The sequence below is a fragment of the Curtobacterium sp. 1544 genome, from assembly GCF_040544915.1.
GTDB lineage: Bacteria > Actinomycetota > Actinomycetes > Actinomycetales > Microbacteriaceae > Curtobacterium > Curtobacterium pusillum_C.
This window is the reverse complement of the sequence record NZ_JBEPKX010000042.1, coordinates 1-23,952: the sequence shown is the minus strand read 5'-3', so window position 1 is coordinate 23,952 and position 23,952 is coordinate 1. Positions and strand designations below refer to the sequence as shown.

27 protein-coding genes and 1 tRNA gene are annotated in these 23,952 nt (G+C 69.8%); 17 read left to right on the top strand and 11 right to left on the bottom strand.

All coding sequences use genetic code 11. The features are described from left to right. Window positions 1-79 precede the first annotated feature (79 nt). Both ABIC61_RS17785 and ABIC61_RS17780 read left to right on the top strand, forming a co-directional pair. The gene (locus ABIC61_RS17785; protein WP_354030984.1) at window positions 80-586 is read left to right on the top strand and encodes a hypothetical protein; all 507 of its coding nucleotides are present in this window, start codon (window positions 80-82) and stop codon (window positions 584-586) included. Window positions 587-752: 166 nt separating this feature from the next. Then, a complete protein-coding gene (locus ABIC61_RS17780; RefSeq protein WP_354030983.1) occupies window positions 753-1,631 on the top strand; it encodes an oxidoreductase in 879 nt (292 codons plus the stop codon). Window positions 1,632-1,638: 7 nt separating this feature from the next. Here ABIC61_RS17780 and ABIC61_RS17775 read toward each other — a convergent pair whose 3' ends face one another. After that, window positions 1,639-3,768 (bottom strand): RecQ family ATP-dependent DNA helicase, encoded by a 2,130-nt coding sequence (locus ABIC61_RS17775; RefSeq protein ID WP_354030982.1) that lies wholly within the window; start codon window positions 3,766-3,768, stop codon window positions 1,639-1,641. Between the two features lie 63 nt (window positions 3,769-3,831). Next, window positions 3,832-5,304 carry a hypothetical protein gene (locus ABIC61_RS17770; protein WP_354030981.1) on the bottom strand — a complete coding sequence of 491 codons (1,473 nt, stop codon included), beginning with the start codon at window positions 5,302-5,304 and terminating at the stop codon, window positions 3,832-3,834. A gap of 70 nt (window positions 5,305-5,374) precedes the next feature. Here ABIC61_RS17770 and ABIC61_RS17765 point away from each other — a divergent pair, with 70 nt between their 5' ends. The 4 genes from ABIC61_RS17765 (at window position 5,375) to ABIC61_RS17750 (ending at window position 7,694) form a co-directional block, all read left to right on the top strand. Then, complete coding sequence (locus ABIC61_RS17765; protein ID WP_354030980.1) at window positions 5,375-6,199, top strand: endonuclease/exonuclease/phosphatase family protein; 825 nt, start codon at window positions 5,375-5,377, stop codon at window positions 6,197-6,199. Next, window positions 6,187-6,798, top strand: a complete 612-nt coding sequence (locus ABIC61_RS17760; protein WP_354030979.1) for a DUF2238 domain-containing protein — start codon at window positions 6,187-6,189, stop codon at window positions 6,796-6,798. Before ABIC61_RS17765 ends, ABIC61_RS17760 begins: the two co-directional genes overlap by 13 nt. A 70-nt stretch (window positions 6,799-6,868) precedes the next feature. After that, window positions 6,869-6,942, top strand: a tRNA-Pro gene (locus ABIC61_RS17755). 272 nt (window positions 6,943-7,214) lie between these two features. Further along, complete coding sequence (locus tag ABIC61_RS17750) at window positions 7,215-7,694, top strand: 2'-5' RNA ligase family protein (RefSeq protein WP_354030978.1); 480 nt, start codon at window positions 7,215-7,217, stop codon at window positions 7,692-7,694. Between the two features lie 90 nt (window positions 7,695-7,784). Here ABIC61_RS17750 and ABIC61_RS17745 read toward each other — a convergent pair whose 3' ends face one another. Continuing rightward, window positions 7,785-8,177, bottom strand: coding sequence for a winged helix-turn-helix transcriptional regulator (locus tag ABIC61_RS17745; RefSeq protein WP_354030977.1), 393 nt, complete (start codon window positions 8,175-8,177; stop codon window positions 7,785-7,787). A 71-nt stretch (window positions 8,178-8,248) separates the two neighbouring features. Between ABIC61_RS17745 and ABIC61_RS17740 the strand changes: the two genes are divergently transcribed. Continuing rightward, a complete protein-coding gene (locus tag ABIC61_RS17740; RefSeq protein WP_354030976.1) occupies window positions 8,249-8,659 on the top strand; it encodes a RidA family protein in 411 nt (136 codons plus the stop codon). A gap of 349 nt (window positions 8,660-9,008) precedes the next feature. Here the strand turns inward: ABIC61_RS17740 and ABIC61_RS17735 are convergent, their stop codons facing one another. Next, entirely contained in the window at window positions 9,009-9,788 is a 780-nt protein-coding gene (locus tag ABIC61_RS17735) for an alpha/beta fold hydrolase (protein ID WP_354030975.1), read from the bottom strand. 193 nt (window positions 9,789-9,981) lie between these two features. Between ABIC61_RS17735 and ABIC61_RS17730 the strand changes: the two genes are divergently transcribed. From ABIC61_RS17730 to ABIC61_RS17720, 3 genes are all read left to right on the top strand, one after another. Beyond that, on the top strand, window positions 9,982-10,821 hold the full coding sequence (locus tag ABIC61_RS17730) for a hypothetical protein (protein ID WP_354030974.1): 840 nt from the start codon (window positions 9,982-9,984) through the stop codon (window positions 10,819-10,821). Window positions 10,822-10,829: 8 nt separating this feature from the next. After that, on the top strand, window positions 10,830-11,009 hold the full coding sequence (locus tag ABIC61_RS17725) for a hypothetical protein (RefSeq protein ID WP_354030973.1): 180 nt from the start codon (window positions 10,830-10,832) through the stop codon (window positions 11,007-11,009). A gap of 104 nt (window positions 11,010-11,113) precedes the next feature. Continuing rightward, window positions 11,114-11,488 carry a hypothetical protein gene (locus ABIC61_RS17720; protein WP_354030972.1) on the top strand — a complete coding sequence of 125 codons (375 nt, stop codon included), beginning with the start codon at window positions 11,114-11,116 and terminating at the stop codon, window positions 11,486-11,488. Here ABIC61_RS17720 and ABIC61_RS17715 read toward each other — a convergent pair. The 4 genes from ABIC61_RS17715 to ABIC61_RS17700 all read right to left on the bottom strand — a co-directional run bounded on the left by ABIC61_RS17715 (window position 11,458) and on the right by ABIC61_RS17700 (window position 15,623). Beyond that, window positions 11,458-11,979, bottom strand: coding sequence for an RNA polymerase sigma factor (locus ABIC61_RS17715; protein ID WP_354030971.1), 522 nt, complete (start codon window positions 11,977-11,979; stop codon window positions 11,458-11,460). The genes ABIC61_RS17720 and ABIC61_RS17715 overlap by 31 nt on opposite strands. Before the next feature lie 32 nt (window positions 11,980-12,011). Further along, a complete protein-coding gene (locus ABIC61_RS17710; RefSeq protein ID WP_354030970.1) occupies window positions 12,012-12,638 on the bottom strand; it encodes a hypothetical protein in 627 nt (208 codons plus the stop codon). Between the two features lie 562 nt (window positions 12,639-13,200). Next, window positions 13,201-13,980: an aminotransferase class IV gene (locus ABIC61_RS17705; RefSeq protein WP_144750939.1), complete on the bottom strand. Its 780-nt coding sequence runs from the start codon at window positions 13,978-13,980 to the stop codon at window positions 13,201-13,203. 611 nt (window positions 13,981-14,591) lie between these two features. Then, window positions 14,592-15,623: an LLM class flavin-dependent oxidoreductase gene (locus ABIC61_RS17700; protein ID WP_354030969.1), complete on the bottom strand. Its 1,032-nt coding sequence runs from the start codon at window positions 15,621-15,623 to the stop codon at window positions 14,592-14,594. Window positions 15,624-15,812: 189 nt separating this feature from the next. On the opposite strand from ABIC61_RS17700, the gene ABIC61_RS17695 reads away from it, so the two are divergent. Both ABIC61_RS17695 and ABIC61_RS17690 read left to right on the top strand, forming a co-directional pair. Continuing rightward, window positions 15,813-16,922 carry a fatty acid desaturase family protein gene (locus ABIC61_RS17695; RefSeq protein WP_354030968.1) on the top strand — a complete coding sequence of 370 codons (1,110 nt, stop codon included), beginning with the start codon at window positions 15,813-15,815 and terminating at the stop codon, window positions 16,920-16,922. A 12-nt stretch (window positions 16,923-16,934) separates the two neighbouring features. Further along, window positions 16,935-17,147: a cold-shock protein gene (locus ABIC61_RS17690; RefSeq protein WP_144754530.1), complete on the top strand. Its 213-nt coding sequence runs from the start codon at window positions 16,935-16,937 to the stop codon at window positions 17,145-17,147. A 76-nt stretch (window positions 17,148-17,223) separates the two neighbouring features. Here the strand turns inward: ABIC61_RS17690 and ABIC61_RS17685 are convergent, their stop codons facing one another. Next, the gene (locus ABIC61_RS17685) at window positions 17,224-17,901 is read right to left on the bottom strand and encodes a hypothetical protein (protein ID WP_354030967.1); all 678 of its coding nucleotides are present in this window, start codon (window positions 17,899-17,901) and stop codon (window positions 17,224-17,226) included. Between the two features lie 74 nt (window positions 17,902-17,975). Continuing rightward, complete coding sequence (locus ABIC61_RS17680) at window positions 17,976-18,932, bottom strand: zinc-binding dehydrogenase (protein ID WP_354030966.1); 957 nt, start codon at window positions 18,930-18,932, stop codon at window positions 17,976-17,978. A gap of 86 nt (window positions 18,933-19,018) precedes the next feature. Here ABIC61_RS17680 and ABIC61_RS17675 point away from each other — a divergent pair, with 86 nt between their 5' ends. Together ABIC61_RS17675 and ABIC61_RS17670 are read left to right on the top strand one after the other, a co-directional pair. After that, a complete protein-coding gene (locus ABIC61_RS17675; protein WP_354030965.1) occupies window positions 19,019-19,651 on the top strand; it encodes a TetR/AcrR family transcriptional regulator in 633 nt (210 codons plus the stop codon). Between the two features lie 431 nt (window positions 19,652-20,082). Next, window positions 20,083-20,844, top strand: coding sequence for a glycoside hydrolase family 16 protein (locus tag ABIC61_RS17670; RefSeq protein WP_144754515.1), 762 nt, complete (start codon window positions 20,083-20,085; stop codon window positions 20,842-20,844). 15 nt (window positions 20,845-20,859) lie between these two features. Here the strand turns inward: ABIC61_RS17670 and arr are convergent, their stop codons facing one another. Continuing rightward, window positions 20,860-21,270 (bottom strand): NAD(+)--rifampin ADP-ribosyltransferase, encoded by a 411-nt coding sequence (arr, locus tag ABIC61_RS17665; protein ID WP_144754510.1) that lies wholly within the window; start codon window positions 21,268-21,270, stop codon window positions 20,860-20,862. Between the two features lie 71 nt (window positions 21,271-21,341). Between arr and ABIC61_RS17660 the strand changes: the two genes are divergently transcribed. From ABIC61_RS17660 to ABIC61_RS17650, 3 genes are all read left to right on the top strand, one after another. Next, window positions 21,342-21,977, top strand: coding sequence for a hypothetical protein (locus tag ABIC61_RS17660; protein WP_354030964.1), 636 nt, complete (start codon window positions 21,342-21,344; stop codon window positions 21,975-21,977). 93 nt (window positions 21,978-22,070) lie between these two features. Beyond that, window positions 22,071-22,991 carry an ABC transporter ATP-binding protein gene (locus ABIC61_RS17655; protein WP_354030963.1) on the top strand — a complete coding sequence of 307 codons (921 nt, stop codon included), beginning with the start codon at window positions 22,071-22,073 and terminating at the stop codon, window positions 22,989-22,991. After that, window positions 22,988-23,818, top strand: coding sequence for an ABC transporter permease (locus ABIC61_RS17650; protein WP_354030962.1), 831 nt, complete (start codon window positions 22,988-22,990; stop codon window positions 23,816-23,818). Before ABIC61_RS17655 ends, ABIC61_RS17650 begins: the two co-directional genes overlap by 4 nt. Window positions 23,819-23,952: the final 134 nt, after the last annotated feature.

Here is a 23,952-nt window from a genome sequence, read left to right as displayed (position 1 = left end):
CAAGAGGTGGCTGGCGCTTCCGAGCGGCGGATGTTGGGGCAGTGCCCGTGCACCGCATCCGATGCGGCACCATGGACCCGTGAGTTTTCCCGCCTTCGCCGACCGACTCTGGTGCCGTCTGCACCTCGACCGGTTGGCCGGTGGGCGACAGGCGGGCTACGTCATCCGCGAGGACATGCTCGAACACCCCGAGACGGTGCGCTCGTTCCGGTGGATCCGGTGGCTGCTCGTCGCCGAGACGGTCGTGGGGCTCGCAGCGATCGTGGTCGCCGTGCTCCTGACGAACGCCGGGCAGACCATCCCGTGGGCGGTGTGGTTCCGGGCGACGGTCGTGCTGCTGATCACCCTGACGCTCTACGTGTTCGCGTGGCGGGCGCAGCTCGGCTACTACTGGGCGTACCAGCGGCTGCGGTTGTTCAGCCGGATCTTCCCGGTCGTCACGCTCGTGATCGCGGCGATCCCGGGGCTCTACCCGTTCTGGATGGTCATCGAGCAGATCGTGTTCTCGTTGCTGATGATCGGCATCGGGGACGTGCTGACGACCGACCACATGCGGGCGACGTTCCCGAAGCCCGCGCGGCGGTGACGGTCGGGGGCGGACTCGGAACGACTTCGTCGATGTCGTACGACGTCGACATCGTCGTTCCGAGTCGGTCGGCACTACCCCCACCCCCGACCGGATCCTGGCCCTGGTGGTCCCAGGGTCGGACGGGGCCTGCCTCAGGATCGACGACGAGAGCATCGTGGTGGACATGACCGACACGACACTCCCCGGCGGCACCTACCGCCTCGCCGACGACCTCGAGCTCACCCGCGTCGGGTACGGCGCGATGCAGCTCGCCGGACCCGGCGTCTTCGGACCGCCCACCGACCGCGCCGAGGCGATCCGCGTCCTCCGCACCGTGGTCGAACTCGGCATCACGCACATCGACACGGCGGACTTCTACGGCCCGCACGTCACGAACGAGGTCATCCGCGAGGCACTGCACCCCTACGCCGACGGCCTCCACATCGTCACGAAGGTCGGCGCCCGGCGCGATGCCGAGGGCGGGTGGCCGCACGCCCGCGAGCCCCACGAGCTCGTCGCCCAGGTGCACGACAACCTCCGGAACCTCGGGCTCGAGCAGCTCGACGTCGTGAACCTCCGCGTGGGCGGCTTCGACGCACCCGAGCCAGGCAGTCTCGCGCCGCAGTTCGAGGCGCTCGCCGAACTGCAGCAGCAGGGACTCATCAAGCACCTGGGCGTGTCGACCGTGAACGCCGAGCAGCTCGCCGAGGCCCGGTCGATCGCCCCGGTCGTCTGCGTGCAGAACCTGTACAACGTCGCCCGGCGCGAGGACGACGCGCTCGTCGACCTCACGGCAGCGCAGGGCATCGCCTACGTGCCGTACTTCCCGCTCGGTGGCTTCTCACCGCTGCAGTCCGGTGCACTCGACGCCGTCGCCGAGCGCCTCGGGGTCTCCCAGCTCACGGTGGCGCTGTCGTGGCTCCTGCAGCGATCGCCGAACATGCTGCTCATTCCGGGGACCTCGTCGGTCGCGCACCTCCGTGACAACGTCGAGTCGGCAGGCTTCGCCCTTCCGGCCGACGCGCTCGCGGAACTCGACGCGATCGGCGCAGCGACCGAGTGACCCCGGGTCAGGCGACCGTGGCCAGCGCAAACGGCAACACGGCCGACGCCCCCGCTCGCCGGAGCTCCCGTCCTGCCACGGTCATCGTCCACCGGCTGTCCACCAGGTCGTCGACGAGCAGCACCGGCCCCGCGTGCGACTGCAGCGCCGCAGCGAGCGAGGGGTCGACCACGAACGTGTCCCACACCCCCGACAACCGGTAGGCGCTGTTCGTCGCGCCGTCGCCACGGGGTGTTCCGCCACTCCGGCCGAGCGTCCCGAGGAACTGCAGCCGCCCGATCGAGGACAGCGCCTGCGCCAACGACCCGACGAGCTCGGGCCGTGACAGCGACGACACCGCCACGACCCCGGTCGGCCGGGTCTCCCACGGCCAGTCCTTGAGCGCGCGGACGCAGCCGTCGACGAGCTCGCGGGAGATCGGTGCGTCAGCGGTGGTCGAGGCGAAGAGTGCTCGCAGGGGACCGCCCCACCCGAGGTCGGTCAGACGGGCGACGGCCCGGCCGGGCTGGACCAGTTCGTCGGGGCCGATCTTCCCGCGGACGGGGACGCCGAGCGACGACATGCCCGAGGGCCACTGCGCACGCGGAGCGATCTCGACGCCGACCTTGTCGAGGGCTGCGGCCGCCCCGGACGAGTCCGAGTCGGAGACGGCCGTCGGGAACCACGCACCGGCGCAGTTGTCGCACCGACCACAGGGTTCGGCGGACGGGTCGTCGAGGTCCTGCTGCAGGAGCTGCATGCGGCACTGCGAGGTCGTCTCGTAGTCGAGCATGGACGCGGCCTCGGCGGCACGGGCCGCGGCGACGCGCTCGTAGCGTGGGGCGTCGTACTCCCACGGTTGCCCGGTCGACACCCAGCCCCCGGTGACGCGGCGCACGGCACCGTCGACGTCGAGCACCTTGAGCAGGAGCTCGAGGGTGGACCGCTTGATGTCGACGAAGCCCTCGAGTGCGACGGTCGACATGGCGGTCTCGGTGGACAGGGCGTTGAGCACGGCGGAGGCCCGGGCCTCGGTCGGCATCGAGGCGCTGGCGAAGTACTGCCAGATCTCGCGGTCCTCACGGCCGGGCAGCAGGAGCACGTCGGCGTTGTCGGTGGCACGCCCGGCACGGCCGATCTGCTGGTAGTACGCGACGGGGGAGGACGGCGCGCCGACGTGGACGACGAACCCGAGGTCGGGCTTGTCGAACCCCATCCCGAGCGCACTCGTCGCGACGAGGGCCTTCAGCTCGTTGCCCTTGAGCTGCTGTTCGAGTTGCTCGCGCTCCTCGGTGTCGGTGCGCCCCGTGTACGCACGGACGGCGTACCCGTTCTCGCGCAGGAGCCGGGCGATGTCCTCGGCCGCCGAGACGGTGAGCGTGTAGATGATGCCGCTGCCGGGCAGGTCACCGAGGTGTGCGAGGAGCCACCCGAGGCGTTGCCGGGCATCCGGGAGCGTGAGCACGCCGAGTCGGAGCGATGCCCGGGCGAGCGAGCCGCGGATCGTGAAGACCGGGTCGGCGGGGCCGGCGGTGAGCTGCTCGGCGACGTCCTCGACCACGCGTTCGTTCGCCGTCGCGGTGGTCGCCAGCACGGGCACGCCGTGGGGGAGGGACCGGATGAGTTCGGCGAGCCGGCGGTAGTCCGGTCGGAAGTCGTGGCCCCAGTCGGAGATGCAGTGTGCCTCGTCGACGACGAGCATCCCCATCCGGGCGATCAGCGTCGGCATCTGCTCGTCGCGGAACTTCGGGTTGTTGAGTCGTTCGGGGGAGACGAGCAGCACGTCGACCTCGTCACGAGCCAGTGCCGCCTGGGTCTCGCCCCACTCGTGCGCGTTCGCGGAGTTGATCGACACCGCGCGGACGCCAGCACGGGCGGCCGCAGCGACCTGGTCGCGCATGAGCGCCAGCAGCGGGGACACGAGCACCGTCGGGCCGCCCCCACGCCGGCGCAGCAGCAGCGTCGCGAGGAAGTACACGGCGGACTTGCCCCACCCGGTGCGCTGCACGACGAGGGCCCGCTGCCGGTGCTCGACGAGGGCGGAGATCGCCTCGAGCTGGCCGGGGTGGAACACCGCGTCGGGGCGCCCCGTGAGCGCAGCGAGCGCCTGCTGTGCCTCGGCGGCGATGTCTGCAGAAGGCGGGGCGGTGGTGTCCATGCCCCCATGCTGTCAGCACCGACCGACGAAACGCAGGTCGCGCCTCCAGGCTGTGGAAAACCCCTACTGGTAGGTGATCAACGACGGCGTCGGCGTCACGTCCGCCATGGTCTGCTGTGGCGACAGCATCGGCTGGTCCTCGTCGTAGAAGTTCTTCCAGCCCCAGTGCACGCCCTCCGGCGCACCGTCGTGCAGCGCCTTCCACGTCGCCTGCTTGTCGGGCTGCGACCCCTGCCCGTCGACGTGGATGAGCATGTCCAGCTCGGGGTGCGACTCGAGCGCCGAGCGGTCCTGGATCATCGACAGCCGGAACTGGTGCAGGCCGAAGGCCTTCGGCGGCAGCCCCTTCGACCGCACGAGCGACGCCAGCCACGAGGACACCGCGTTCACCTCGGACGCCTGCACGCTCCCGATCTGCGCGAGCGGGACCTGGTCCTTCGTCAGCCGCCACTCCGGGTCGAGCGCCAACCACACGCCCGGCTTCGCGAGCAGGGACTCGTACCGCTTCGCCTGCGACAGGAAGTCCGAGCGCCCCGGCTGCAGGTCGAGGATCACCGGCATCCCGGCGTCGTGCGCGGCATCGACGTACGGCTCGAGGGTCTCCACGGGGAGCTCGGTGGAGTAGTCGCCGTCCGCGCCGGCGTCCCCTGCCGCGACGGTCGCGATGACCTCCATCGCGGGCGTGATCGGCACGTTCCCGAGGCCCTTGTACGACGCCGCGACCGACCGAGCACGCTGCACGGTCGCCGCGGGGTCCTGCTCGCCGAGCACGCCGAGGGCTGGTGCCCCCGGCGCGCCGTACAGCGCCACGTACCGGTGCCCGTCGAACGGCCGCTGCCCGCCGTTCGGCAGCTGCCAGCCGTTCTCCGCGGCACGGACGGCCCACTCCGGGTCCCCGAGATCGTCGAACGCTGCGCCGACGAGCACCGTCGGGTGGTCCGCCCGGTCGTGCAGCGCTGTCACCACGCCGGGTGCGGCCGCCGGGTCGGTCACCCCGCTCGGCATCGTCACGACGTGCGCACCGGCGGCCTTGGCGGTCGCCACGACCGCGGCGTCGGCACTCGCGTCCGCCACGACGACGGTGGCCTGCCTGGAGGCACGGCTCGACTCCGGCGCGTCGCCCCGGTCCGGCGCGTCCTGCTCCGGGACGTCGGTGTCGACCGACACGTCGCCCTCGGCCTGGTACCAGTCGGCGCCGAGGCGCTTCAGCTCACGGCCGACGGGAGCGTCGTCCTTCCCGGCGAGCAGGACCGGGACGTGCGCGGCCTCGGCGGCGCTCGCCGCGGCGCGGACCGCCGACGCGTCGTCGGCCGGCGCGACGACGGCGCCGGGTGCGGTCGCGAACAGGGCACGGCTGACCCGGACGGAGCGCTCCGCGGCGTCGGACTGCGCGGCCACCGTCACGGTGTCGGCGGTCGCCTTCGCCAGGGTCGGGCGCGCCGGCGTGTGCTGGTCCGCCGTGCAGCCGGCGGCCCCGAGCAGCAGTCCGGTGGCGGCGAGTGCGAGGAGGACACGGGAGGTGGGACCGGAACGCATCGGGCCACCCTACGAGCCGTCCGGGGAGGTCCCTGGGAATCCGACGGGTGTCGTCTCGTAGAAGGGAAGCATGCCCGACGACGACCGCCCGCTCATCGGCGCGGTGCAGCCGCCCGACGTGCACTGCATGACGCTCAACGTCCGCCGGCGCGTGCCGCGCCCGGCCGGCCACCCCGACGCGTGGGAACGGCGGCGGGACGCGGTGGTCGCGCTCGTCACCTCCGAAGCGCCCACCGTCCTCGCCGTCCAGGAGGCACTGCCCGCGCAGTCGGCGGACCTCACGGCCGCCCTCGGCTCGCGTTGGGAACCCGTGCTGGTCGGGCGCGGACCGCGCGGAGGCGGGGAGCAGGTGGGCCTGTTCCTGGACCGGTCGCGCCTCGAGGTCGTCGAGCGACGATCGTGGGCGCTGTCCCGCACGCCGCACCGGCCCGGCTCCCGGAGCTGGGCCACTGCGTTCCCGCGGCACGTCGTCGGTGCCGTCGTCCGTGACCGCGCCACGGGCGTGACCTTCACCGCCCTCGCCACGCACCTCGACGTCGCCTCGCCCTGGGCCAGACTGCGGTCCGCCGAACTGCTCGGGCGGCTCGTCCGGGAACGCGGCCTGCCCGCCGTCGTGATGGCGGACTGGAACTGCGGGGTGGGCTCCGCCCCCTGGCGAGCACTGGCGGAGGCGGGCGTCGTCGACAGCTGGAGTCGCGCCTCCAGGCCGGTGACCGAGCCGTACGGGACGTACCCGCACTACGCGACGCCGCGTGTCGGGGGCCGGCGCATCGACGGTGTCCTGGTGACGGCGGAGGCGACCGTCGAGCGCGTCGCCGTGTCGGACCGGAAGCCGGGTGGGGTGTGGCCATCCGATCACGCTGCCGTGCACGCGGTCGTGCGGTGGACGTCGTGATCGGCACGCTCGGGCCGACGTTCCTGCGGCCGCGGTTCCTCGTCGCCGACGTGGTACGCGGGCTGACGCTCGTGAGCCTCGTCGTCGCGACGATCGGGTGGGGCGGAACGGCGTTCCCGGTGATGGCGCTGTGCCTGCTCGGGGTCGTCGTGCCGCGGACGCTCGGGCTGCGGCCGGCGTTCGACGTGCTCGTGTGCGTGCTCGTGCTCGTCGCCGGGTGGTCCAGCGTGCTCGAGTGGTACACCTCGGTGTTCCTCTGGGACAAGGTGGTGCACGTGCTGCTGACCGGGCTGCTCGCGGCGGTGGCGTACGTGATCGCCGCCGACCTGCGGGTCGTGCGGCCTGCGACGGACTCGCCGCTCGGGGTCGTCGTCATCGTGACGGCCGTGGCGGCGTTCGGCATCGGTGCCGTGTGGGAGATCGGGGAGTGGGCCGGGCACACCTACGTGGACTCGGCGATCTACGTCGGGTACGTCGACACGATCGGGGACCTGGCTGCGGACGGGCTCGGGGGAGTGCTCGCCGGGTTCGGGTTGCCGTGGTTGGCGGCGGAGCGGACGGTGGTGCAGCCGACTCGCCGTGGCGCGGACAGGGTCTGACGTCCGCTATGCTGGTCGGGTTGCTCCGCGCTCCGGTCGGACGCGGGCGACGTGGGCTCCTCGGGGCTCGCGGGCTGTGGCGCAGCTTGGTAGCGCACTTGACTGGGGGTCAAGGGGTCGCAGGTTCAAATCCTGTCAGCCCGACCGGATCGCCCCGGCGGAACCACGGTTCCGCCGGGGTTTCTTCGTTCCGTGCGGACACTCCAGCGGTGTCCGCATGGGGTTCCCGCTCTGCGATCATCAGCGGACCATCCATCTGAGACATCGCGGCTCCTGTAGTTGCGTGCGACGCGGGCTCTGAGCGCTCTGGCTGGGGGAGGACGGGCTATCGGGACGAAGACCAATCCTTGACGGACCGGAATGGCAGGTCCACCTCATCGCCTCGGCGCCAAGGTGGTGGCGGGTATGTTGCGGAGATGGATCGGCTCGTCGTCGTGGCAACGCCATTGCCGTTGCCCGACCGCTTCGACCGCGCTCGATGGCCAGCGCACGTGACGGTTGTTCCGAATTTCGTCGTCGACGGTGCCGCAGCCGCTGCAGTGACCTCGCTCGCACGTGACGCAGCCAGGAACCATCCGGAGTTCACGGCAGGTCTCGGACCACTTGCACTGTTCGGCCCGTCGCGAGATGTTCCGGTGTTGTTGGCCGAACACTCGATCTTCCACGAGCTGCACGTCGCGCTCGCCGGGTCGGTGTCTGCGCTGCCGGCGTTCCGACCCGACCTCGGCGAGTTCTGGGGAGTGGGGTACCGGCCTCACACCACGATCGTGTCGAACTCAGTTCCACCGCCCGCTCGGCACATCAGGATCACGAATCTGGCGGTCGTCGCGCTTGACGACCCCGAGGCGCGCACGCTTGCGAACTGCGGGCTCAACGTTGACGGAGCTCTCACGTAGATCGGCTCTCAGGTCGTCTCGTTGCATCGACCCGCTTGATTGCGGCAGCAACGCCTCGACAGCCGATCGGTCATCGTGGCGCTCTGGTGCTCACGTCTCGAGCCCGTCGTCCATCGCGGTGTCGAAGCGGACTCGTGCGGCGGTGATGGCTGGCATGTGCTGCGCTGCCCACGCCAGTACGACGTCGACCGGGGGGCGAAGAGTCTTCCCGAGCGGCGTGATGCGGTACTCGACAGCGAACGGACGAGTGCTCAGTGTGATGCGCTCGATGATCCCGTTGCGCTCGAGGCGACGCAGCGTTGTGGTGAGTGACTTCTGCGTCACTGACGGTATCGCGCGGCGCAGTTCGTTGAAGCGCGCCGGCCGGTCGCACAACTCGTTGAGTACTTCGAGCGACCACTTGTCGAGGACCTGATCGAGGAGCTCCCGGTGAGGGTGGTCGATCGTGAAGAGGTTGCGGGGATCGGTGGTGGTTTCCGGCACGAAACCCAGTCTCGTTGAAGTGCCCTCCGAGCACCAGGTATCCATGAGGTACCGAATCGAAGGAGCATCGCATGCCTGTCCGCCTTTCCTCCCCGAGCGACCTCTTGCAGCACACCCCGTACCACCACGTTGCCGTCGCGACCGGAACGAAGCACATCCACGTCTCTGGACAGATCGCCCGCGCTGCAGACGGCGGTGCCATCGCGACCGGCGACCTCGCCGGACAGGTCGCGACCGCTCTGCGAAACACGCACATCGGCCTGGCGGAGGCGGGCGCTGGCTTCTCTGACGTCATGCGGCTGACGTTCTACGTCACCCAGTGGGCGCCCGACAAGATCGACTCCTTCATGGCCGGCATCGAGGCGGTTACCGAGGAGTTGGAGCTGCCGATGCCGATGCCTCCCGCGTCGCTCATCGGTGTCGACTACCTGTTCGAGCCGGACGTGCTCGTGGAAGTCGAGGCCACAGCCATCGTCGATTGATGGTCAAGCCGTGCGACTGCGTCATCGCGTGATCGGAATGGAAGTCATTTCCACCGGCGCTGCCGGGATCAGTTGTACGGTGACGTTCCTCCGTGTGATCGCGGCGGGAGCGCACCTGGAGACGACCGTTGCGCAGGGAGTCAGGCTCGAGAATCGACGGAGCGGATGTGTCGTTCGTGGTCCCGGAGGACCATTGGCTATCGAGATGGGTTGCGCGGTCCGTGTTTAGCTGGTCGAGTCGCCGGACGGCACGTTGCCGACAATCCGTTCCCCATCCCCGTTCCGATCGTAGGGTGGTGAAGGTTCTGACTGCAGTGAAGCGCCCCTGATGCGTCCGATAGCTGATCGGCTACCGGTCGATCCGCGCGAGCCAGTCGCGGACCAGGGCGGCGGTGATCCCGGGTTGCTCGAGGTGCGCGTTGTGTCCAGCACCGTCGAGGACGACGAAGCTGCCTCGCGGGTAGTGGTCCCGGAGTGCGAGCCCGTCCTCGTAGCCGACGACGTCGTCCTGCCGACCGAACAGGTGCAGCGCCGGCGCGGTGAACGGTTCCGGGTGGCGTTCCTCCGGAACGGCATCCAGTGCGTAGTCGGCGGCGATGCGGTCCATCACCGCGGTGTCAGCGCCACGGAGACCGGGCAGCACGTACCGCTCGAACGCTGCGAACGCGGCGGCGTCCTGGATGACGCTGACCTCCTCGAACGCTGCTCGCGCATCGCCCGCGGCTTCGAGGACGGACGGGTCGGTGTGCAGCACGGTGCGCTCGGGAACGGCACGGTCTGCGTGTGCCGGATGCACCACACCCGCCAGGGTCGCGACGCCGAGGACGCGGTCCTGGCGTTCGTGGGCGACATGTCGGGCGATCATGCCGCCGAAGGAGTTCCCGATGACGGCGAAGGGCTCGTCGCCGAGGTGGTCGTCGATCTCGGCAACTGTCTCGTCGGCCACGTCGACAGCGCTCTTCGCGGTTGCGGTCCCTGCGGCGGCTTCGGCCCATGGCAGGTCGAGGAACACCAGCCGCCAAGGCAGGTCCTGCACCGCATCCGCCAGCGGCACCATGATCCGGTGGTCCACACCGAAGCCGTGGAGGGCGACAAGAGGACGACCAGAACCAAGAACTCGCGCGATCACCCAGCAAGCCTATGAGCAACCCCTGCCGACAGCGATCGGCTACTGAGTCAGCCTTGTCGACCTCGTTCGAGCAGCAGGATGGCACCCCTTCGGGGTACAGGGGAGTCGGTCGAATCGCCCGCGCGCGCGAGGCCAGCTTCCTCATAGTTTCATTGCGGTCCTTTCGCAGGGGGAGGGTCAGTGAGGGAGATTCATGAGGAAGAGCGTCATCAGCATGGGCATCGCCATTGCGACAGTCGCAGCGTGCGGGCTCGTCGGCATCGCGCCTGCACAGGCTGTAGATGAGTCCGGGGGTATCACGGAGAACGAGCAGCAGTGGCAGGAGTTCGTCGACGCACACCCGAACGACCTCGCCGCGCAGGACACCGAGGGCATGAAGCTGTTCGGCCATCACCTCGAGGTGCAGTTTGCGGACCAGCCGGACACGTGGCTGACCGGCGCTCAGGCGCAGCCGCGTGTTGCTGCTGAGGTCGCGGCGCGTGCCGCGTCGAAACCCAGCGCGAAGACCATGACGGTCAAGCCATTGGCGAATCCGTTGCCGAACGATGCGTTCACTCTGTCGATCACGAAGATCAACACGGAGAGCGGTTGGTGGTTCAGTGGTCGGTGGACCTTCCGGAAGGACTTCGCGGGGCAGACAACTCCGATCGACGTCGCGAGCTTGCAGTTCAAGGTGGATGACTGTGTAAAGCTCGAGCAGGAGTCGATCCACACTTGGGACTACAACAACAAGGCGACGAACCTTGGGACGCTCCGTGATGCGGGTGCCGCGACGAAGGCGCCGGTGTGGAACGTCGCCGACCGAACGAGTGGGTTCATGAACCTCGCCCACTACGGCACAGCCGCTGTCTTCCTGGACGGGGTGAGCTGCCCGCTGAATCACTACGACGGGGCCGCCGCGTTCACGTACGACGCGATCGAGGGAGGCTCTGTCGGGAGCGTCTCGGCGTCGTGGGGTGCGCTGTCGGTGAGCACGAGTGGCACGCAGCTCGAGCTGCAGAAGTCGACGCAGCCGTACAACTTCGTGTACTAATCGGGCCCATGACACCGCAGACTCGCCGACTCTCCGAACGTGCTGGTGCCGCGTTCCTGGTGGTCGTCGGCATGGTGATCGTCGGACTCACGCTCGTAGCTGCCGCGACCCCACTGCCCATTGCACTCTGCGGGCCGGTCCTGATCCTCGGGGGGCTGTACGGACTGTTCCGTCCGAGCCGCTCGTAGGCGTCGCGAGACGGGGAACGGCCCCGCACCATGTTCGGTGCGGGGCCGTCCTTCCTGTTGTCCCAGGGCTACTACTCCGCGAACCATGACGAGCACTGCCGCCGGTGGATTCGTGTCCGTCCTCCGGCACGTACCTCGTCGACACCCGATCCGGCGTCAGCGCTCCGACGGCCGCGATCTCTGCCGGCGGTTCGGTGGCTGTGCAGTCGGCGGGCTACGCCGTCGAGGGTGAGGTGTTCTTCGCCTCGTCCAACGACATCTCCACCCAGTTCGACGACGTCGACGATCCGGAGCTCGTGATCATCGACATGACGAAGTCGCACGTGTGGGACGCCTCGACCGTCGCCGCGCTCGACAGCATCGAGACGAAGCACCACCCTGGCAGAACTGAGACGCTGACGGCGCAACGCGCCGCCGACCTTCCGGGGTCGACGGCGGGTCGGGTGCGTCACTCGAGGTCAGTGCCCTCGGCCAGCTGATCTCGCAGCGTCCGCCGCGCACGGGAGAGTCGTGCACGGATCGTGGTGGCTGGTTTGCCGAGGATCGCTGCGACTTCTTCCTGGGTGAATCCGTCCCAGTAGACCAGGCGGACGATCTCCTGGTCGATCTCGGGAAGACAACCGATGAGGGAACGAACATGCTCACCAAGGTCGCTGCCGCCGCTGCCGTCCCCCGCACCCGGCGAATGGGCGGTGACATCCACGGCCAGGGTTGCTCGGAGCCTGTCGCTCAGCGCTGATCGGCGAATGCGGCCGCGTCTGTACCGGGAGAGCGTCTTGCGGGCGATGCCGAACAGCCAAGCGCGAAGCAGTTCGGGTTCGATCTTGTTCGTTCGACTGGACTGCCAGGCGGCGAGGAACGTGTCGCTGACGAGGTCGGCTGCGTCCTCGACCGGCACTCCTCTCTTGATGAAGAAGCCCAGCAACCCAGGTGCTTCGCGACGGAACGCATCGGTGAGATTGCCGCTCACGGAGGCGGGGTCAGGCCGCGTCACGGCGACGGTCAATGCAGTTGTCCCGTGCAGTCGGTCTGCAGCTCGGTCGCGCCACTCCGACCCGCTGACAGTCCGAACTCGTTCTGAACGTCGAGCACGATGAAGTCGAGCATCGACTCCTTGAGCGCGCTGCGGCCGGATTGCGGCGTCCAGCCGCCGTCGTTCTCGTCACCGGGAAGCCATCGGACCGAGCTTGGTAGGTCGGCGGGCGTGCCCTTTTTCTCGCCTGCGAGGACAAGGGCGTAGTCGTAGATTCGCTGGCCGATTCCATCGGCGGCGTACTCGTGGGTCTTGTAGTACTCCGTGACCTCTGCCAGGCGCGGAGAGAAGAACGAGCTCGCGATGTGCGCGGTGCACGATACCGTCACGCCCGTGTCGGTCGTGTACTCGACCGCGATCGGGACGTCCAGCCGCGTCATCTGGTCCGCCACGACCGCGCCGGCCGTAAGCACCCCGGCCGATACAACGACACCCGGAACGAGCCAGAGCAGGCTCCTCCGACGTCGCGTCCTACGGCCATCCCCGGCGCTCCGCGCCTCCAGCACGAGCGCGTCGAGCGCCGCCTCTGTCGCGACCGATGGAACAAAGGTCGGGCTGCTGCCCGACAGGACCTCATCAACACTCCGCTTGCCCACGACGACCCAATCCGTCTGATGACCGCGGAATCTCCGCCGTCACAGGAGAAATGCCCGGCACGCCCCGAAGTGTGACACGGAGGCCGCACAAGTGCTGAGCTGTCATGCGCGATCGCGGACTCAATGAGTGCTGCCGGCGTGAGGCGGAGGAGTACACCGAACGCGGCGTCAAGAGGGCCGCGAGCCCTTTCTGAGTCATTCCAAACAGGGGTAGTCAGTCAGCGAGTCAGTGAAAGCTTCCGTTTCGGTAGACGATGGCTGATCGGACGTGTTCGTCGACGACCGCATGGCATCTCACGCGGCGAAGTGAGGCTTACGGACCCGGCCCGGCTCGAACGGGCAGCCACCCTCGCCGTGCTCTGAGCAGGACGCACCCGTACCGGGTAGGTGCGCCTTGGGCGGGCTCACGGTGAGACTACCGCTGCCGAGTCTGAGCGCAAGTCTCGGTGGACGATGGCTGACCGAACACCTCACTTCGGAGCCGGACCGACCTTCACCTCCATCTCCGACCACTCGGCGTCGGGGTCGTCTACAGGCGCGCGCCTGTGCAAGCGTCCGCTTCTCACAGGCGCTCCCACGGCACGTCTTGGTACAGACGCTCGAGCTTTGCAATGAGACGGGGCGCAGAGGGCAGCCGGTGTCGTCCGATGCGGGCCACGGGTGTGATGCCGACGGAATTCGCCGTGAAGGCACCGTCGAGGTGAGCGGCGGATTCGAGTGTGATCGGCCCACCTTGAGCAGGTGTGTGCGCTTGGTCGAGTCCTTCGTCCAACAGCTGCCACGTGATGCCGTGCAGCGAGGGCCCGTCGGGCCATACGACAGTCTCGTCGTCGAAGAAGCCGATGTTTGCGATGGTCGTCTCCGAGAGACGATCGTCGGGTCCGACGAGCAGTGCGTCGTGGTAGCCCTCGCGCTCGGCTTGCTCCCCGTAGCGGATCTGTGCAAACGATCCGACGTGCTTGAGGTGCGCGAAGGGACGAACGTGGCGCACGGGTAGGAGGGCTTGCGGTCTGGTGGTAGGTGCGACCGGTGGTCGGACCACGGTCATCACCCGCGGTACGCCGGGTTCCTGCTCGTAGAGGGTGACTCGCAAGTACGCATCGGCATGGTCCCGGACCGCAATGTGCATCCGCTCGCGGACGAGGCCCACGTCGAGCGCAGATCCGAAGAGTTCTAGGTGCGCGCTGGCGAGCCTCCGGAGGTGACGCTGGAGCCCTCTCGTCGCACCTTTTCGCACCTGCATTGCGGTGAAGTGCCCGTAGTTCACGAGTGCGGGATGCGCGAGCTGTTCGGGCGACGGGACGGCGCCGTCGACGAGGACCACAGGAGACGACACAGACATGCCACCACGCTACGGCCCGCCCGACGTCGAACCCTGATTCCGGAGCGTGAAGCATGGCGAAGTCCATGTCCGGTAGCCGATCGGCCATCGGACAGGCTGACGTCGCACCCTCGCGTCTGGCGCTGGCTGGCGTGGTCTCATCAAGAAGGCAAGGTTCTGGCGTCCGGCGAGCGTTGCAACGGCCTTAGTCGTGCTGGGCCCGGTGTGCCTGCTGACGCCGATACGGACCCCGATCACGACACACGGTTTCCCGACATGGACCCTCGGCATCATCCTTCTCGCCAGCGGCGTTGGCCTGTGGGTCGATGCACTGATCGGCCGAGCTCGAGAGAGATCGACGCCTGGGCGATGCACTTCGAGCCGAACTTCTCCCACGAGTCCGGCTGGAGAACAGTTGACGGCGCTGCCCGACACCGCGCTGTCGGAACGCATCTGCGCGATGCACTAGAGGAGGAGCTGGGACCCTGTTACCGCGTTCGAGTTGACCTCTGGGCAGCACCTGACTGACAAACCGGAGAAGGCCGCCACGGCCCTGGACCGGTGACGACGTCGGACTGGAGGCACGGTGCCAGCTGGCACCGTGCCTCCAGTCCGACGGTCTGACGCCGTTCTCATGCCGCGCGCTTCGGCGCCCAGCCGAGTTCCGGCCCGAGCCGCTCCGCCATGTCCGTGATGATCTGGGCGTAGTCCTCCGGCTCGAACGCGAACGGCAGCGCGAACGCGACCTCGGTGACCGCCTGGTACCCGGCGTCGGCGCGCAACCGGTCCGCGATCTCCACGGAGGACCCGACGAGGTCGGCGGCGAAGAGCATGCCCGCCGGGCCCATCGGTACGCCGACCCGCCCGGAGCGCCCGTCGGCGTAGGCGCGGTAGCGGGCCTCCTGCTCCCGCGTCGCGGTGTCGGTCGGGATGACGACAAGGCCCTGCGACACCCGGGCGGTGTCAGGGTCGGGGTGGGCCGCGAGGTACGCGTCGATCTGTGCCCGCTGGTTCGTGGCGAAGTCGGTGCCGTTCTCGCTGCGCGTGACGCTCGAGGTCAGCAGGTGGAAGCCGTTCTCGCCGGCCCACACCGCCGACCTGGTGCTGCCGGTCCCGTACCAGATGCGGTCGACCAGACCGGGGCTGTGCGGCTGGACGGTGCTCGCGAACTCTTCGATCCCTCGACGTTCGACGGCATCGGTTCCGGTCACCATGTCGCCGCGCACCAGGTCGCGGAACCGCAGCAGACGATCGTTCCCGAGGTCCTCCTGGTGGGCGGTGTCGGGGTAGAGCGCCTCGCGGTACAGGTCGTAGTGCATCGGGGTGCCGACCGAGAACCCGGGGTTCAGACGCCCGCCCAACAGGACGTCGACCGTGCTGAGGTCTTCGGCGAGCCGGAAGGGGTTCTCCGCTCCGATGGGCGTGACCGCGGTGCCGAGGTCGATCCGCGACGTCCGCTGCGAGGCGGCGGCCATCACCGCCACGGGGGAGGAGATGCCGTGCTGCAGGTGCCGGTGTCGGAGCCAGGCGCTGTCGAAGCCGAGTGCCTCGGCGCGCTCGATGACCCGCAGCGTGTCCTCGTGGCCTGCGGACGGCCTGGCGGGGTCGAAGGACCCGATGGTGAGGAAGCCGAGCTGTTCCAGGGGAGTTCCGTCGAGGGGCATGTCCCGATCGTGCCAGACGGGCAGCAGGCGGCGCGCGCGGGCCGCACAGTGGTCCCCGCACCGCCGACCGACGCAAAGCGGACTGCCAGGCGAACACGCATCTTCGGCCCCTAGTGTCGCGCCAAGCGCAAACGCGTGAACTCACTCGCATTGGTTGAAGGACCGATCCGTAACGGAAGGTCGGTCCTCATGACCACCACTCCGCTCGCGCCGGGTTACACCCGCACTCGTCCCGGATCGGGGAGCCGCAACGGCACCTCGACCTACTCCGCGCTCCTGGCGCAGGTGAAGGAGAACGGCCTCCTGCGCCGCCGCACCGGGTTCTACTGGACACTGTTCGCCAGCCTGGCCGTCGGCCTCGCGCTCACCTGGGTCGCCTTCGCGTTCCTCGGTGACTCCTGGTTCCAGCTCATCGTCGCCGGAGCACTCGGCGTCATCTTCACGCAGTTCGCGTTCCTCTCGCACGAGGCCGCACACCGGCAGGTCTTCGCCTCGCAGCGGTGGAACGACCACGCCGGCCGTTGGCTCGGCACGTTCATGGTCGGCCTCAGCTACTCGTGGTGGATGAACAAGCACACCCGCCACCACGGCAACCCGAACACCGTCGGCAAGGACCCGGACATCGCCCCGGACGGCATCCGCTTCCTGCCGGAGGACGCCGCTGCCGTGCGCGGTCCGCTGATGACGACGTTCATGCGCTTCCAGGGCTGGTTGTTCTTCCCGCTGCTGACGCTCGAGGGCCTCAACCTGCACCGCTACGCGGTGCAGAGCATCGTCACCGGCAACGGCACGAAGGCCGACGTCAAGCACCGCTGGCTCGAGGCCGCCCTGCTCGTCGCCCGCTTCGGCATCTACCTGACGGTCGTGTTCTGGTTCCTGCCGTTCGGCATGGCCTGCGCGTTCCTCGGTGTGCAGCTCGCCGTCTTCGGCGTGATGATGGGCGCCTCGTTCGCCCCGAACCACAAGGGCATGCCGACGATCGCGCACGACGCGAAGGTCGACTTCTTCTCCCGCCAGGTCCGCACGTCCCGCAACATCCGGGGCGGCTGGTGGGTCTCGTTCCTGATGGGCGGCCTGAACTACCAGGTCGAGCACCACCTGTTCCCGTCGATGCCGCGTCCGGCCCTGAAGCAGGCACGCCTGCTCGTCCGGGACCACTGCGACACGCTCGACGTGCCCTACACCGAGACCACGCTGCTGCGCTCCTACGGCATCGTCGTCCGGTACCTCAACCGGGTCGGACTCGCCGCACGTGACCCGTTCGCCTGCCCGATGGTCGCGCAACTGCGGATTCACTAGGGGGCGGGGAACATGCCCACGGGAACCGTGAAGTGGTTCGACAGCAGCAAGGGGTTCGGCTTCATCACCCCGGACGACGGGTCGCAGGACCTGTTCGCGCACTTCTCCAGCATCGTCGTGACGACGGGCCTCCGATCCCTCGAGGGCTCGGAGCACGTGCGCTACGTGGTCGGGCCCGGCAAGAAGGGTCCGCAGGCGGACCAGATCTCGGTGATCCGCGGCTGACGCCTCGACGTTCCGCTCGGGAGCGAGTTCCGCGCTGAGCGACAGATCACGGGCACTCGCCCACGTGATCAGTCGCTCAGCGCGAAACTGCGTCTCCCGGTCGAATCGTGCGCGCTCCGTCAGCGAGCGGCGCGGACTCTCGCTCGAACGTCACGGAGTCGACCAGCCTCAGGACCAGTCGGATGACCACGGTGAACGGCGTCATGGCGAAGCTGAAGGCTCCACGGAGTCCGACCTCCAGACACCACGTCGGCCCGAGCCACCTGCGCCCCGGGGCGTGTGCATCGGGGCGCGGTACGGCCGAGGACACCGCGGCGAGCACAGCCGTCGTGGCGATCAACGACCCGACGGCCAGCCCGAGCCCGGTCCGCCCGACGGCGACGGAGGCGGGCACGACGAGCGCCCAGGCGACCTCGTCGGTGTAACGAGCCGGGAGGAACACGAGAACTCCGGCCACCACGGCCGCAGCGAGCGCGACCGGAGCGAACTCCGGTCGTTGAAGCCACCGATCGACGGCATCGAGTGCTGACGTGTCCGTGACACCGAGAACGTGGAGCACGCGGTGCGCCGCGGTGGCCGGGGCGAGCACGAGTTCGTCCGATCGGCCCGACGTGTTCTCGAGGATGACGCCGCCGAGCAGGGCCAGCAGCGCCACCGAGACCGTGTTCGCGACGAGCCACGAACTGAGTGACCGCAACCGACCGGTCAGCGCGCCGGTGAACGCGGCGCCGAGCAGTGTCAACGGTTCTGCCATCGCAGCCTCCTCCGTGTCGAGGATCGACCGTACCGTTGCGGACCGACACTCCGAGGCCGTGACCAGCGATGTCCTCAGGGCGTCAGCACGATCCGCCCGAACACCTCGCCGTCGTCCATCCGGCGGTGCGCCGCCGCCGCGCCCGCGAGCGGCAGGACGTCGTCGACGACCGCCGTCAGCGTGCCGGCCGCTGCCGACCGGAACAGCTCGGCCCGCTCCGCTGCCAGGGCATCGCGCGGCACGGAGTCGAGGCTGAAGGTCGCGAACGACCGCGACTGCTGGAACGCCGCGAGCAGCCGACCGCCGAAGTCCGCCGGCGGCATCCCGGCCACCGCGCCGACGAGCACGAGTCGGCCGTTCGGGGCGAGGCGGTCGAGGAAGTCGGGCATGGCGGACCCGCCGACGATGTCGAGCACGAGGTCGTAGGAGGACGGTCCGTCACCCTGCCCCTGCCGGTCGAGGACGTGGGTCGCGCCGAGTGCACGCAGCCGCTCACCGCGCGCGGGCGATCCCGCGGTCACCGCGACGGCCGATGCCCCGAGCCGCACCGCGAGTTCGACGGCGGCGATGCCGATGCTGCCGGCAGCGCCACGTACGAGGACCCGTTCGCCGGCCACGAGGTGCCCGTGCGCGAGAGCGAACCGGGCGACCGGCGCGGCGGACCCGAGCGCCACGGCGTCGATGGCGCTGAACCCGTCGTCGAGTGGTGTCAGGTCACCCACCGCGGCGACGACCCGCTCGGCGTACGCGCCGCCGACCCCCGTGAACGCCCACACCCGGCGGCCGATCCAGGCCCGGTCGACGTCTTCTGCGACGGCGACGAGCGTCCCCGCTGCCTCGCTGCCGGGGACGTACCCGGGCTCGATGCCCGCGCGCCCGATGGTGCCGCGGCGGATCACCGCGTCCACGCCGCCGACGCCGATCGCCTCGGCCGCGATGACGACCTGACCAGGCCCCGGGACGGGGTCGGGGAGGTCGGTCGGGACGAGGCCCTCCGGGGGACCGAACCGTTCGATCGTGACGGCGCGCATGACTGCTCCTTCGACGTCCCGGGGGTCTGACAAGGACGGTGCCGACGCTAACGGACGCCCGCGTCCACTTGGCTAAAGTGGGAGTGATGACCGACGACCTGTCTCACCTCCGTGCCGACGCGCAGGAGAACCGCGACCGCCTGCTGCAGGCGGCCCGCGATCTGTTCGGAGCCCGCGGCCTCGACGTCACGATGCGTGAGGTCGCTCGGCACGCCGGGGTCGGACCCGCCACGCTCTACCGGCGGTTCCCGACCCGGCAGGACCTCGTCGACGCGGCCTTCGAGGACGAACTCGAACTGTGCCGCGCCATCGTCCTCGAGGGCGCCGCGCACCCTGATCCCTGGCACGGTCTGCGCACCGTCGTCGAGCGGACCGTCGAGCTGAACGCCCGCAACCAGGGGTTCGTGGACGCGCTCGTCGCTGCGGGGCAGGTGTCCGACCGGCTCACCCGGCACCGCGCCGAGCTCCTGCACGCGATGGCCGCGCTCGCGGTCCGGGCGAAGTCGGCGGGGCAGCTCCGGTCGGACTTCGTCGTCGACGACCTGCTGCTCGTGCTGCTGGCTGCGCGGGGGCTCCGCGGCGAGGACGCGGGGGAGCGGCTCGTCGCAGCCCGGCGGTTCGCCGCGCTCGCGCTCGACTCGTTCCGGGCATCGGCCACGCACGAGCACTTGCCCGAGCCGGCGCGCGTCGCGGGCGCTGCGCTCCGCGCCGCGGTCTGACGCGGGCGGCGCGTGGGGATCGGCCACGGGGCGGCCACCGGCCCGGCGCGACCCCCTGACGGCCTGGAGGCGCGGTGCCAGCCCGCCCTGCGCCTCCAGGCCGGTGGTCCGCGCGTTCCTTCCCAGCGCGCATGACATGGAAGGCAGAATCGCGCATAGGAGGCTGGAAAATCCGGCTTCCTACGCGCGGAACGGCTTCCTACGCGCGGAACTGCCTCCTACGCGCGGAACGGCCTCGTGCGCACGGGAATCCGAGGGGGACAGACCACCCCGCACACCCTCGGACTGGGTACCGTCGCACCCTCGTACTGGGGACGGAGCAGCCCGGATCCGCGTCCCCGCGCCGATTAGCGTTCACGGCGAACGGCCGACACCCGGCCGTTCCGGCGCCTCGGGACGGGCGCCGCAGGTCACCGAGGGAGTGACAGCGCATGCAGCAGCGCTCGACGGTGCGGGTGACGGTCGCGGCCGTCCTCCTCAGCGCCATGATCATCGCCGTACCGATGGGGCAGGGCTCCACGGCCGAGGCAGCCTCCGGGCCGCCGATCGGGAACATCGGGAAGTTCAAGCAACGCGTCGTCGAGAACTTCTCGACGAAGGCTCCCGCAGCGAACGGGAAGTTCGCGAAGACGTACGCGAAGAACTGGCAGCCCTACCCGGACGGCACCGGCGGCATGTACTACTCCGGCACGCAGATCAGCGCGCACGACGGCGTGATGGACGTGCTGCTCGACGGCAAGAAGGGCGCCGCGGGCACGTTCGGCACGGCGAAGGACGCGTGGACGCACGTCGGCGGGAAGTTCACCGTCCGGGCCCGGGCGGTCGGCGGCGACGGGAACGGTGCGGCCTTCATGCTCTGGCCGAACTCCAACCGGTGGGCGGACGGTGAGATCGACTACCCCGAGGGGAACTTCGAGGCGTCGCCCATGGTGTTCCAGCACTCGATGATCCCCGGCAACGAGGTCAACACCACCGAGCACTGGACGGGCGTCTCGTGGCGTGCGTGGCACACCTACTCGATCGAGTGGATCCCCGGGAAGTCGGTCACCTACCAACTCGACGGCAAGGTCATCAAGACGATCACGAAGGACGTGCCGACGACCGGACACCGCTACATGTTCCAGGTCGGCGACTGGGGGAAGTGGGGGCACCTCCACATCGACTGGTTCACCACGTACGACTACGTGAAGTGACCGGCGTCGCCGTCCTCAGTTGATGATCTCGCCCCGCTCGTCCGCACGGAGGGCGGCCAGCCGGTCCCTCCACGCCTGCAGGGCCTCTGGCGTCAGCCGTGGCCAGTCGAGCACCTCGGCGACGACCCGCAGCGGCTCGGCGCTGCGGTAGGAGCGCGTCGGGTTGCCGGGGAACTTCTTGTCGGTGACGTTCGGGTCGTCCTCGTACGCGCCGGTCGGCTCGACCTCGTAGACGCGGGGGAGCCCGTCGCCCGCCGCGAGCTCGGCGGCGAGCCCCGCACCGTCACGGAGAGCGGTGAAGTACACGTGGTTCATCACGACCTCGGGCCGGTAGTTCGAGCGGAACCCGGCGGTCAGCAGGTCGCCCACGCCGAGGTCCGCCTTCGTCCCGTGGAAGAAGGGACCGTCGTCCAGTGCGTCACTCACGGCGACAGGGTAGCGCTGCCGATCGCCCGGACGGCGTGCCGTCCACGCTCCCACCCCCGTACGCTGCCCGCATGACGTGGCAGACCGACCTCCTCGAGGGGATCCGCACACGGGCACCCGCCGGCAGCACCGTCGAGCCGTACGGTTCGGTGACCGAGCCCGGCACCCTCGACGGCTGGAGCGACGTGGACGTCGCGCTCACCCTCACGGCGGACGTCGACGCCGAGACGCTCCTCGGCGGCACACCGTGGGCGTGGCAGGAGCACCAGGACGGAGACACGCAGACCGTCCGGCTCGTGCTCGTCGACGGGCGGCGGGTCGACCTGACCGTGCAGGGGGAGCGCCTCCGGCTGCCGGCACCCCCGGTGGACGCCTCCGTGCGGTTCGACGCCGCGCTCGCCGCCGTCCGGTTCGGCCGTGGGAACGACCTGATCGGGATGCACCTGGTGCTCGGCATCGTCCGGACGGCCCTCGTCGACGTGATGGTCGCGGTCGACCGCGCGACCGGGACCGACCACCACCGATCCGGATCGCCGCTGGACGCCCGGGCGTCGGAGGCCCAGGCGCTGCTCGCCGGACCGCTCGGACCCGAGCTGGCGCTCCGGGCAGCCGAGTTCGCGGGACGCTGCCGCTCGGAGGTCGACCCCGACCACCGTGCGGACTGGTCGGGACTCCGTGCCGTGATCACGTCGGGCGCGGGCGGCTGACGGGCCGCACGGTCGGGGTCCGTCGCGGAGTGCACGGCATCTCCCCCTCAGGGCGGACGCGGTCGGCGGGGCCGCTCCCGTAGCGTGGCCGCCGTGATCGAAGTCGAGCACCTCACCAAACAGTACGGTCCGAAGACCGCCGTCGACGACGTCTCGTTCGTCGTGCGGCCGGGCAGCGTGACCGGCTTCCTGGGCCCGAACGGCGCCGGGAAGTCCACCACGATGCGCATGATCATGGGGCTCGACCGCCCCACCGCGGGACGGGCGACGGTGAACGGGCAGCCGTACCGGAGCTTCCGCGACCCGCTCCGGCAGGTCGGTGCGCTGCTCGAGGCGAAGGCGGTGCACCAGGGTCGGAGCGCCTACAACCACCTGCTGTCCCTCGCGGCGACGCACGGCATCCCGAAGGCCCGCGTCCACGAGGTCATCGACATGACCGGCCTGGAGTCGGTCGCCAAGAAGCGCGTCGGCGGGTTCTCCCTCGGCATGGGGCAACGGCTCGGCATCGCGGCAGCACTCCTCGGCGACCCGAAGACCCTCATCCTCGACGAGCCGGTCAACGGCCTCGACCCGGACGGTGTGCTCTGGGTCCGGCAACTCGCCCGACGGATGGCCGCCGACGGCCGCACCGTCTTCCTTTCGAGCCACCTCATGAGCGAGATGGCGCAGACGGCGGACCGCGTCGTCGTGCTCGGCCGCGGCCGGGTGCTCGCGGACGCCCCCATCCAGGAGTTCGTGGCCGGTGGCGCGGCGAACGGCGGCGGCAGTCGTGTCGTCGTCCGGACGCCCGCGCCGGACCAGTTGTTCCAGGCGATCGGCCCGAACGCGTCGATCACCCCACGTGAGGACGGCACCTTCCTGGTCGTCGGACCGGACGCCGTGACGGTCGGGAACATCGCCGCGCAGGTCGGGGTCCCGCTGCACGAGCTCACCCCGCAGGGCGCCAGCCTCGAGGAGGCCTACATGGCACTCACCCGGGACGACGTCGAGTACCGATCGGAGGGCGCCCGATGACCGCCACGACCATGCCGGACACCGTCCGCCTCGGGTTCGGTCGTCTGCTCCGCAGCGAGTGGATCAAGCTCCGCAGCATCCGCTCCACGTGGTGGTGCTACGCGATCCTCGTCGTCGTGACCGTCGGCATGGCGGCACTGCTGGGCAATGCCGTCGGCGTGCCGGACCCCGACCAACCGAAGGACGCCCTGTACGGCGGCTTCGTGAACATCAACACGGTGAGCGTCAGCCTGACCGCACTCGTGGTCGGTGTCCTCGGCGTCCTGATCATCACCGGCGAGTACGGCACCGGTCAGGTCCGCTCGACGTTCACGGCCGACCCGCGGCGGACCGGTGTGATCCTGGCGAAGGCGACCGTGCTCGCGGTGACGACGTTCGTCGTGAGTGTCGTCTCGACGTGGATCGGCGTGCTCCTGTCCGCTGCGCTGCAGTCGGCCAAGGGCGCCGAGATGGTGGTCAGTGACCCGTCGGTGTTCCTGCCGATCCTCGGTTCCTCGGTGTACGTGACGCTCCTCGCACTGCTGGCGTACGGCATCGGGCTGCTCCTGCGGTCGAGTGCCGGCGGCATCGCCGTGACGGTCGGCATCCTCCTGGTGCTGCCCATCCTGCTGTCCGGGATCGGAACCCTGATGGCACAGCAGTGGGTGCTCGACATCGCGAAGTTCCTGCCCGACCAGGCGGGGATGCAGCTCTACACGTACTCGTACACGGGCGTGCAGCAGGACGGTGTCGTGCTGAACGGCTGGGGCGGGTTCGCCGTCCTCGCGGCCGAGGTCGTGGTGGTGGGCGCGCTCGCCCTCACGGTCGCGCGCCGACGCGACGTCTGACACGACCGTCTGCATTCCTGGAGGCGGGGGGGCCCCGGGGGCCCCCCCCCCCCGCCGCGCCGGGGGGGGGGGGGGGGGCGGGGGCGCCAACGGAGGGGGGGGGGGCGGGCCCCCCCGGTAGCGGGGGCCCCCAG

Bases quoted from the DNA above. Each gene is read 5' to 3' on its own strand.
- ABIC61_RS17780 (WP_354030983.1), top strand. From the start codon at position 753: ATGACCGACACGACACTCCCCGGCGGCACCTACCGCCTCGCCGACGAC.
- ABIC61_RS17775 (WP_354030982.1), bottom strand. From the start codon at position 3,768: ATGGACACCACCGCCCCGCCTTCTGCAGACATCGCCGCCGAGGCACAG.
- ABIC61_RS17770 (WP_354030981.1), bottom strand. From the start codon at position 5,304: ATGCGTTCCGGTCCCACCTCCCGTGTCCTCCTCGCACTCGCCGCCACC.
- ABIC61_RS17765 (WP_354030980.1), top strand. From the start codon at position 5,375: ATGCCCGACGACGACCGCCCGCTCATCGGCGCGGTGCAGCCGCCCGAC.
- ABIC61_RS17750 (WP_354030978.1), top strand. From the start codon at position 7,215: ATGGATCGGCTCGTCGTCGTGGCAACGCCATTGCCGTTGCCCGACCGC.
- ABIC61_RS17740 (WP_354030976.1), top strand. From the start codon at position 8,249: ATGCCTGTCCGCCTTTCCTCCCCGAGCGACCTCTTGCAGCACACCCCG.
- ABIC61_RS17730 (WP_354030974.1), top strand. From the start codon at position 9,982: ATGAGGAAGAGCGTCATCAGCATGGGCATCGCCATTGCGACAGTCGCA.
- ABIC61_RS17725 (WP_354030973.1), top strand. From the start codon at position 10,830: ATGACACCGCAGACTCGCCGACTCTCCGAACGTGCTGGTGCCGCGTTC.
- ABIC61_RS17705 (WP_144750939.1), bottom strand. From the start codon at position 13,980: ATGTCTGTGTCGTCTCCTGTGGTCCTCGTCGACGGCGCCGTCCCGTCG.
- ABIC61_RS17700 (WP_354030969.1), bottom strand. From the start codon at position 15,623: ATGCCCCTCGACGGAACTCCCCTGGAACAGCTCGGCTTCCTCACCATC.
- ABIC61_RS17695 (WP_354030968.1), top strand. From the start codon at position 15,813: ATGACCACCACTCCGCTCGCGCCGGGTTACACCCGCACTCGTCCCGGA.
- ABIC61_RS17690 (WP_144754530.1), top strand. From the start codon at position 16,935: ATGCCCACGGGAACCGTGAAGTGGTTCGACAGCAGCAAGGGGTTCGGC.
- ABIC61_RS17685 (WP_354030967.1), bottom strand. From the start codon at position 17,901: ATGGCAGAACCGTTGACACTGCTCGGCGCCGCGTTCACCGGCGCGCTG.
- ABIC61_RS17680 (WP_354030966.1), bottom strand. From the start codon at position 18,932: ATGCGCGCCGTCACGATCGAACGGTTCGGTCCCCCGGAGGGCCTCGTC.
- ABIC61_RS17675 (WP_354030965.1), top strand. From the start codon at position 19,019: ATGACCGACGACCTGTCTCACCTCCGTGCCGACGCGCAGGAGAACCGC.
- ABIC61_RS17670 (WP_144754515.1), top strand. From the start codon at position 20,083: ATGCAGCAGCGCTCGACGGTGCGGGTGACGGTCGCGGCCGTCCTCCTC.
- ABIC61_RS17660 (WP_354030964.1), top strand. From the start codon at position 21,342: ATGACGTGGCAGACCGACCTCCTCGAGGGGATCCGCACACGGGCACCC.
- ABIC61_RS17650 (WP_354030962.1), top strand. From the start codon at position 22,988: ATGACCGCCACGACCATGCCGGACACCGTCCGCCTCGGGTTCGGTCGT.